The organism is Halomonas sp. BC04 (assembly GCF_000568385.1).
In genome coordinates, this window is the sequence record NZ_AZQX01000118.1 from 1 (window position 1) to 7,546 (window position 7,546).

Here is a 7,546-nt window from a genome sequence, read left to right on the forward strand (position 1 = left end):
CAACACCCTGGGCATGGAGCGTCTCGGAGAGGAAGTCGTCGCCGCGCTGGACAAGGTGCTCTCGCCGCGGGTCATCGTGTTCAAGAACGACTCCTCGGGTCGTCGCCAGGAGCAGCTGGAACGCCAGGTCGAGGTGGTCAAGGGCGAGCTCTCCGGTCCGGTGCCGATGGAGGAAAACGGCGTGCGCTTCAGCGTGCCGGTACTCGACGGCCAGAAGACCGGCTGGTTCTACGATCATCGCGCCAATCGTGCCTGGCTCAATGGCCTGGTGGCCGGCAAGCGGGTGCTCGACGTGTTCAGCTATGTGGGTGGCTGGGGCGTGCAGGCGGCGGCGAACGGTGCAAGCCAGGTGCTCTGCATCGACAGTTCCGCCCCGGCGTTGGAGAACGTCGTAGAGAATGCGGCTCTCAACGGATTGCAAGAGCAGGTGGCGGTCGGCGAGGGCGATGCCTTCGAGGCCCTCGCGGCCCTCAAGGCGGATGGCGAGCAGTTCGACGTCATCGTCCTCGATCCACCGGCCTTTATCCGCAAGCGCAAGGACATTCCCAACGGCGAGCGCGCCTATGCCAAGCTCAATCGGGAAGCGATGCGCCTGCTGGGCCGCGACGGCCTGCTGCTCTCGGCCTCCTGCTCCATGCATCTGGCACCCGAGCGGCTGATGGACGTGGTGCGGGGCGCAGTTCGCCATCAGGACCGCCACGGCCAGGTCGTGTTCCAGGGCCATCAGGGATCGGATCACCCGGTGCATCCGGCGATTCCGGAGACCGCTTATCTCAAGGCGCTGGGTGTCCGCGTCTTCCGCGACTGAGCAAAAAATTGCTGCGCTCGGCCATGCTGCGTTAAAAATAGGCTCAAAATGCTCATTTACAAATACGTAAACTCCGCGTTCTTGCCAATTTTTGCCTTGCCTGGCCATCGCTCGCTAATTTCTTTAGTTTGCCAATGAATTACGTTCGCGTCTTTGCTCACTCCAATGCGTTGCTGGTCAGTCACGTGCGTAACGTGCTGGCCGCGGCGGATATTCCCGTGGAGCTGCGCAACATGACCCTGGGCGGCGGTGCCGGCGAGCTGCCGCTGGGGGAGTGTGAGCCGGAGGTCTGGGTAGCGCCCCACAACCGCGAGCGTGCAGAAGCGCTGATCCGGGATGCCATGGCAGGCGGCGATGACCGCGCCGACTGGACCTGTCCGGGGTGTGGCGAAACCCTGGAGGGGGTCTTCGAGGCCTGTTGGCAGTGTGGAGCGACAAGGGAGTAAAGGATGAGCCTGGATTGGGACCTGCCCACCCCATTCGTGATCGATATCGAGGTTGAAAGCGCCGATATCGATGAGTATGGCCATGCCAACAATACCGCCTACCTGCGCTGGATCGAGCGGGTCAGCTGGGCGCATTCGGAGTGCCTGGGCCTCGACTTGGCCCGCTATCGGGTGCTGGACCGGGCCATGGCCGTGCACCGTCACGAACTCGATTACCTGGCGCCGGCCTTCCAGGGGGAGCAGCTCAAGCTGGGGACCTGGATCGTCGGTTGCGATGGCCGCCTGACTCTGACCCGTCGCTTCCAACTGATACGCCCGGCCGACGGCCGTACCCTGCTGCGGGCTCGCACGCGCTTTGCCTGCATCGAGCTTTCCAGTGGCCGGCCGCGGCGGCTGCCGACCGAGTACGCGATCACCTACGGCGATGCGCTCGTCGCCGAGTGACGATGTATGAATTTCCGGTAAAGCTCTTCCCCTGAAAAATATTTTCCTGAATTAAATCTGAGGCATGCGAATTTTTATCGTATTTGCCCGTTGACGCTTCGTGTATGGACTGATTGTGCTGTAATGGGAGCCTGGAGCAACAATAACGCTGTCCCAAGCATCAGGAGTCCCCATGAAGATTGCCGTGCCGAAGGAAATCAAGAACCATGAGTATCGCGTCGCCCTGACCCCGTCCGGGGCGCGGGAACTAGTGGCTCGCGGCCACACGGTTGCCGTTCAGGTCGGCGCTGGCGAAGGCGCCGGCTTTCCCGATGCCAGTTACGGGGCGGCGGGCGCCAGTCTCGAGGCGAACGTGGACACCCTCTGGCGCGATGCGGAACTGATCCTCAAGGTCAAGGAGCCTCAGGCAGACGAAGTGGCCCGTCTCTCCAAGAACCAGACGCTGTTCACTTACCTGCACCTGGCTGCCGAGGAGACGCTGACGCGCGGCCTGATGGCCAGCGGTGCCACCTGCATCGCCTACGAAACCATCACCGACCGCCAGGGGGGGCTGCCGCTGCTGGCACCGATGAGCACCGTGGCGGGTCGTATGGCGGTTCAGGCCGGCGCCCATAGCCTGGAGAAGGCCCAGGGCGGTGCCGGTGTGCTGTTGCCCGGCGTGCCGGGCGTGGCGCCGGGCAAGGTGGCCGTGATCGGTGGCGGGGTGGTGGGCGAGAACGCGGCTCGCATGGCCCTTGGCCTGGGCGCGAGGTAACGGTCCTGGACAAGTCGATTCCGCGGCTGGAGGTCCTGGATGACCGTTACCAGGGTCGCATGAAGACGGTCTTCTCCACCGCCGATGCGCTGGACCAGGTGGTGCGCGAGTCCGACCTGATCATCGGCGCGGTACTGGTGCCCGGTGCCGCCGCTCCCAAGCTGATCACCCGGGGGATGCTGGCCGACATGAAGCCCGGCAGCGTGCTGGTCGACGTGGCCATCGACCAGGGCGGCTGCTTCGAGACCAGCCGCGCGACGACTCACGCAGAGCCTACCTATATCGTCGACGGTATCGTCCACTACTGTGTGGCCAACATGCCGGGTGCGGTGGCCCAGACCTCCACGCTGGCGCTGACCAATGCCACCATGCCATTCGTCATCGCCCTGGCCGACAAGGGCTGGAAGCAGGCGCTTGCCGACGATGCGCACTTCCTTCCCGGACTCAATGTCCATGACGGCCAGATCACCTATCGCGCCGTGGCCGAGGCCTTTGGGCTCGATAGTGTCGATCCCGAACGTCTTGTGAACTAAACACTTAGCGCCTAGGCATTCCACCTTGGCGAGCGGCGCCGGGGACAGGTTGTAGTGGAGGTCATTCGTCAGGGGTGAGGAGCACTGCTCCGAACGGGCTGGCCATGGATGGCCAGCACAGGTCCTGCAAGCGGAGCAGGATGCGAGAGCGCAGCAGGACGAATGTAGCGCCCAGGGATGGGTTTACAGCGCCTCCACTGCGGTCCGGCGCTCCGGGGCCTGTCGCCGGGACAGCCCCGCTGACCGTTCAGGCCCAGTCGCCTTGATCGCCCCCTCGCGTTACCATAGCGGGCATTTCCGCTAGCAGAGTCCGCTTTCCATGAGTGCAGCATCCCAGAAGACACGCGTTCTCACCGGCATCACCACCACCGGTACCCCTCACCTGGGCAACTATGTCGGCGCGATCAAGCCCGCCATCGCCGCGAGCCAGGATCCGAGCGTACAGTCCTACTATTTTCTCGCCGACCTGCATGCGCTGATCAAGTGCCAGGATCCCCAGCGTGTGCAGGAGTCGCGCCTGGAAATTGCCGCCACCTGGCTGGCGCTGGGCCTGGATACCGACAACGCCATCTTCTATCGCCAGTCAGACGTGCCCGAGATCCCCGAGCTGACCTGGATGCTCTCCTGTGTCTGCGCCAAGGGGCTGATGAACCGTGCCCACGCCTACAAGGCGGCGGTGGCCGAGAACGAGGCGGCGGGCAACCAGGACCCGGACAAGGGCATAACCATGGGCCTGTTCGGCTATCCGGTACTGATGGCCGCCGATATCCTGATGTTCAATGCCCACAAGGTGCCGGTGGGCCGCGATCAGATCCAGCATATCGAGATGGCCCGCGATATCGCCGGGCGTTTCAACCACCTCTACAAGGGCGACTACTTCACCCAGCCCGAGGCGGTGGTGGACGACAACGTGGCCACGCTGAACGGCCTCGACGGGCGCAAGATGTCCAAGAGCTACAACAATACTATTCCGCTCTTCGTCGCCGAGAAGAAACTGCTCAAGCTGGTGCGAAAGATCAAGACCAACTCGCTGGAGCCTGGCGAGCCCAAGGATCCGGAGACCTGCACCCTGTTCCAGATCTACTCGGCCTTTGCCAGCGCCGAAGAGACGACGGCCATGCGCGCCGAGTACGAGGCCGGCATTGGCTGGGGCGAGGCGAAGAAGCGACTGTTCGAGATGCTCAACGAACAGCTGCGTGAACCCCGTGAGCGCTACCTGGCACTGATGGAGGATCCGGGGCATATCGAGCGGGTGCTGCTCAAGGGGGCGGAGCGAGCGCGTGCCGAGGCCGCACCGTTCATGGATCGCCTGCGTCATGCCGCAGGGCTTGGCCGCTTCGTCTGACGGCCCAGGGCCAACCGCACCACCACCAGGGCGCCTGACGGCGTCCTCGTGCTTCAGGCCGGCCTGTTCCCGCCCAGGCTGAGCGGCTAGGCTTATCGAGTCTCAGTATTCGCGAACACCTATCCTTTACTGGACCATTGGGCGATACCAATCAAGGGAGCTATCGAATGAACCCGATGCCGGAGGCGGCCAGACCGCTGATCGTTTCCCAGATACTGGCCGTGTTACTGCTGGCGGGTGCGCTGGCACTCGGTATTGTCTATGAGGCAAGAGTGGGAGTGCTGATGGTGATCGGCGCCGCCCTGGGCATGGCGCTCTACCATGCCGCCTTCGGTTTCACTGCCGCCTGGCGGGTCTTTATCAGCGAGCGTCGTGGCCGTGGCCTCCGCGCCCAGATGGTCATGCTGGCCATCGCCGTACTGCTGTTCTTTCCTGCGCTGGGTGCCGGTACGCTGTTCGGTCGAGAAGTGACGGGGTTCGTCGCGCCCATCGGGGTTTCGGTGGTGGTGGGGGCCTTCCTGTTCGGCATCGGTATGCAGCTGGGCGGCGGCTGTGCCTCCGGCACGCTGTTCACGGCCGGTGGGGGTAATGCCCGCATGATGGTCACCCTGCTGTTCTTCATCGTCGGTTCGGTGATCGGCAGTGCCCACTTCGGTTGGTGGATGGCGCTGCCGGCCTTCCGGCCCACCTCCCTGGTCCATGAATTCGGAGCCGGTGGCGGCATCCTGGTCAGCCTGACCCTGTTTGCGGTAATCGCCATGGTCACCGTGGTCATGGAGAAGCGCCGTCATGGCCAGCTTGAAGAGGCGCCGAGGGTGAACCTCCTTGGTCAGCGCTGGCTCGTTGGCCCCTGGCCACTGCTGGCCGGCGCCGTCGCGCTGGCGCTGCTCAATTTCGCCACGCTGGCCCTGGCCGGGCGTCCCTGGGGCATCACCTCGGCCTTCGCCCTATGGGGTGCCAAGGGCTATGAGCTACTGGGCGGCGACGTCAGCGCCTGGGGCTACTGGCAGTCGCCGGGCAATGCGGCGGCACTGCGCGCCAGCGTATGGAGCGATATCACCACGGTGATGAACGTAGGGATCATTCTGGGGGCCATGATGGCGGCCACTCTTGCCGGTCGCTTCGCCCCCAGCTTCCGTATTCCACTGGGGTCCCTGGTCGCCGCAGTCATCGGCGGGCTGATGCTTGGCTACGGGGCTCGGCTGGCCTTCGGCTGCAACATCGGCGCCTATTTCAGCGGCATCGCCTCGGGCAGCCTGCACGGCTGGGTGTGGCTGGTGGCCGGTTTCGCCGGCAACATGCTGGGGGTCAAGCTGCGGCCCCTCTTCTTTTCCGGTGGGCCAAGCCAGCCGGCACGGGTCAAGGGGAGCTGAGCCGGACGCCGTTACGGTCCGGGCGTGATAAAGTTGGCGACAAGGCGCCGTTAGAGCGCCCATCGCCCGGATTCCAGTCAACGCATCGAGATCACAGATGACCACCGAATCAAGACGCCCACTCTATATTCCCTATGCCGGCCCTTCGTTGCTCGAGATGCCGCTGCTCAACAAGGGCAGCGCCTTCACCCGGGAAGAGCGGCTCGAGTTCAACCTCATCGGCCTGCTGCCACAGAACGTGGAGTCCATCGAGGAGCAGGCCGAGCGAGCCTATCTGCAGTATCGGCAGTGTCACAGCGACCTGGATCGCCATATTCACCTGCGGGCCATCCAGGACGACAACGAGACCCTCTACTACCGCCTGGTCTCCGAACATCTCGAGGAGATGCTGCCGATCATCTACACCCCGACGGTGGGGCAGGCCTGCGAAGAGTTCTCCAATATCTATCGCAACCACCGGGGGCTCTTCATTGCCTACCCGGACCGGGAGAGAATGGACGACATCCTGCGCAGCGCCACCAAGGACAGGGTCAAGGTCATCGTCGTCACCGATGGCGAGCGGATCCTGGGTCTCGGCGACCAGGGTATCGGTGGCATGGGCATTCCCATCGGCAAGCTGGCGCTCTATACCGCCTGTGGCGGCATCAGCCCCGCCTATACGCTGCCGATCATGCTCGATGTGGGCACCAACAATCAGGCGCTGCTGGATGATCCCATGTACATGGGGTGGCGACACCCGCGCATCTCCCAGGAGGAGTACGATGCCTTCATCGCGTCGTTCATCGACGCGGTGAAGCGTCGCTGGCCCAACGTGCTGCTTCAGTTCGAGGACTTCGCCCAGGCCAACGCCGTCCCGCTGCTGGAGCGCTATCGCCATGAGCTTTGCTGCTTCAACGACGACGTTCAGGGCACGGCATCGGTCTGTGTCGGCACCCTGATGGCGGCCTGCCAGGCCCGCGGCGAGACCATGGCGGATCAACGTGTCGTCTTTGTCGGCGCCGGGTCGGCGGGCTGCGGCATCGCCGAGCAGGTGGTGGTGGCGATGCAGGTGGAAGGCCTCACCGAACGGGAAGCGCGGGGGCGCGTGTTCATGGTGGATCGGGAAGGCCTGGTGACAAGCGAACAGACGTGGCTGATGGACTTCCAGCGCCGGCTGGCACATGACCCCGCCATAACCGAGGGCTGGGACGGACAGGCGCTGGCCGAAGTGGCCCGTCAGGTGAAACCCACGGTCATGATCGGCGTCTGCGGGCAGAAGGGAATCTTTACCGAGGAGGTGGTGCGTGCCATGCATGCCGGCTGTGAGCGACCGCTGATCATGCCGCTCTCCAACCCCACCTCCCGCGCCGAAGCGACCCCATGGGACGTCCTGAACTGGACCGACGGCCAGGCACTGGTGGCCACCGGGAGCCCCTTCCAGCCGGTGGTCTACGATGGTCGGACCTATCCCATCGCCCAGTGCAACAATGCTTATATCTTCCCCGGGATCGGTCTTGGCGTCGTGGCCAGCGGCGCCAAGCGCGTCACCGATGCCATGCTGATGGCCGCCTCACGGGCATTGGCGCGGGAAGCACCGCTCGTCAAGGAGGGTGAAGGCGCCCTGCTGCCGGCACTCTCGCAGATCCGCGAACTGTCCAAGGCCATTGCCTTCGATGTCGCCGCCCAGGCACAGGGTGAAGGCGTCGCGCTCAAGACCGATGGTATCAAGCTGCGTCAGGTCATCGAGCGCAACAGCTGGAAACCTGAGTATCGCCGCTACCGTCGCCGATCGTTCTAATTCTTTGCTCCAGTATAAGAAAAAGGCCACCCAGATAACCTGGTGTGGCCTTGTTCTCTTGAGGGA

At 64.0% G+C, this 7,546-nt stretch carries 6 protein-coding genes and 1 pseudogene; all 7 read left to right on the plus strand.

Translation table 11 applies throughout. The features are described 5' to 3' along the window. Positions 1-808, plus strand: an 808-nt coding sequence (locus tag Q427_RS08300) for a class I SAM-dependent rRNA methyltransferase (protein ID WP_043512839.1), incomplete at its 5' end; no start/stop codon positions are given. 134 nt (positions 809-942) lie between these two features. Then, positions 943-1,254 carry a putative signal transducing protein gene (locus Q427_RS08305; protein WP_043512841.1) on the plus strand — a complete coding sequence of 104 codons (312 nt, stop codon included), beginning with the start codon at positions 943-945 and terminating at the stop codon, positions 1,252-1,254. A gap of 9 nt (positions 1,255-1,263) precedes the next feature. Beyond that, positions 1,264-1,698 (plus strand): acyl-CoA thioesterase, encoded by a 435-nt coding sequence (locus tag Q427_RS08310; RefSeq protein ID WP_043512848.1) that lies wholly within the window; start codon positions 1,264-1,266, stop codon positions 1,696-1,698. A gap of 172 nt (positions 1,699-1,870) precedes the next feature. After that, positions 1,871-2,985 (plus strand): annotated as a pseudogene (gene ald / locus Q427_RS08315) (alanine dehydrogenase). Positions 2,986-3,304: 319 nt separating this feature from the next. Next, complete coding sequence (locus tag Q427_RS08320; RefSeq protein WP_043512843.1) at positions 3,305-4,330, plus strand: tryptophan--tRNA ligase; 1,026 nt, start codon at positions 3,305-3,307, stop codon at positions 4,328-4,330. Between the two features lie 176 nt (positions 4,331-4,506). Further along, entirely contained in the window at positions 4,507-5,703 is a 1,197-nt protein-coding gene (locus Q427_RS08325; protein ID WP_231613548.1) for a YeeE/YedE family protein, read from the plus strand. A gap of 97 nt (positions 5,704-5,800) precedes the next feature. Continuing rightward, complete coding sequence (locus tag Q427_RS08330; protein ID WP_043512845.1) at positions 5,801-7,480, plus strand: NAD-dependent malic enzyme; 1,680 nt, start codon at positions 5,801-5,803, stop codon at positions 7,478-7,480. The last annotated feature ends 66 nt before the right edge of the window (positions 7,481-7,546 follow it).

Excerpts from the sequence above, each read along its gene's own strand:
- Q427_RS08305 (WP_043512841.1), top strand. The coding sequence starts at position 943 with ATGAATTACGTTCGCGTCTTTGCTCACTCCAATGCGTTGCTGGTCAGT.
- Q427_RS08320 (WP_043512843.1), top strand. The coding sequence starts at position 3,305 with ATGAGTGCAGCATCCCAGAAGACACGCGTTCTCACCGGCATCACCACC.
- Q427_RS08325 (WP_231613548.1), top strand. The coding sequence starts at position 4,507 with ATGCCGGAGGCGGCCAGACCGCTGATCGTTTCCCAGATACTGGCCGTG.
- Q427_RS08330 (WP_043512845.1), top strand. The coding sequence starts at position 5,801 with ATGACCACCGAATCAAGACGCCCACTCTATATTCCCTATGCCGGCCCT.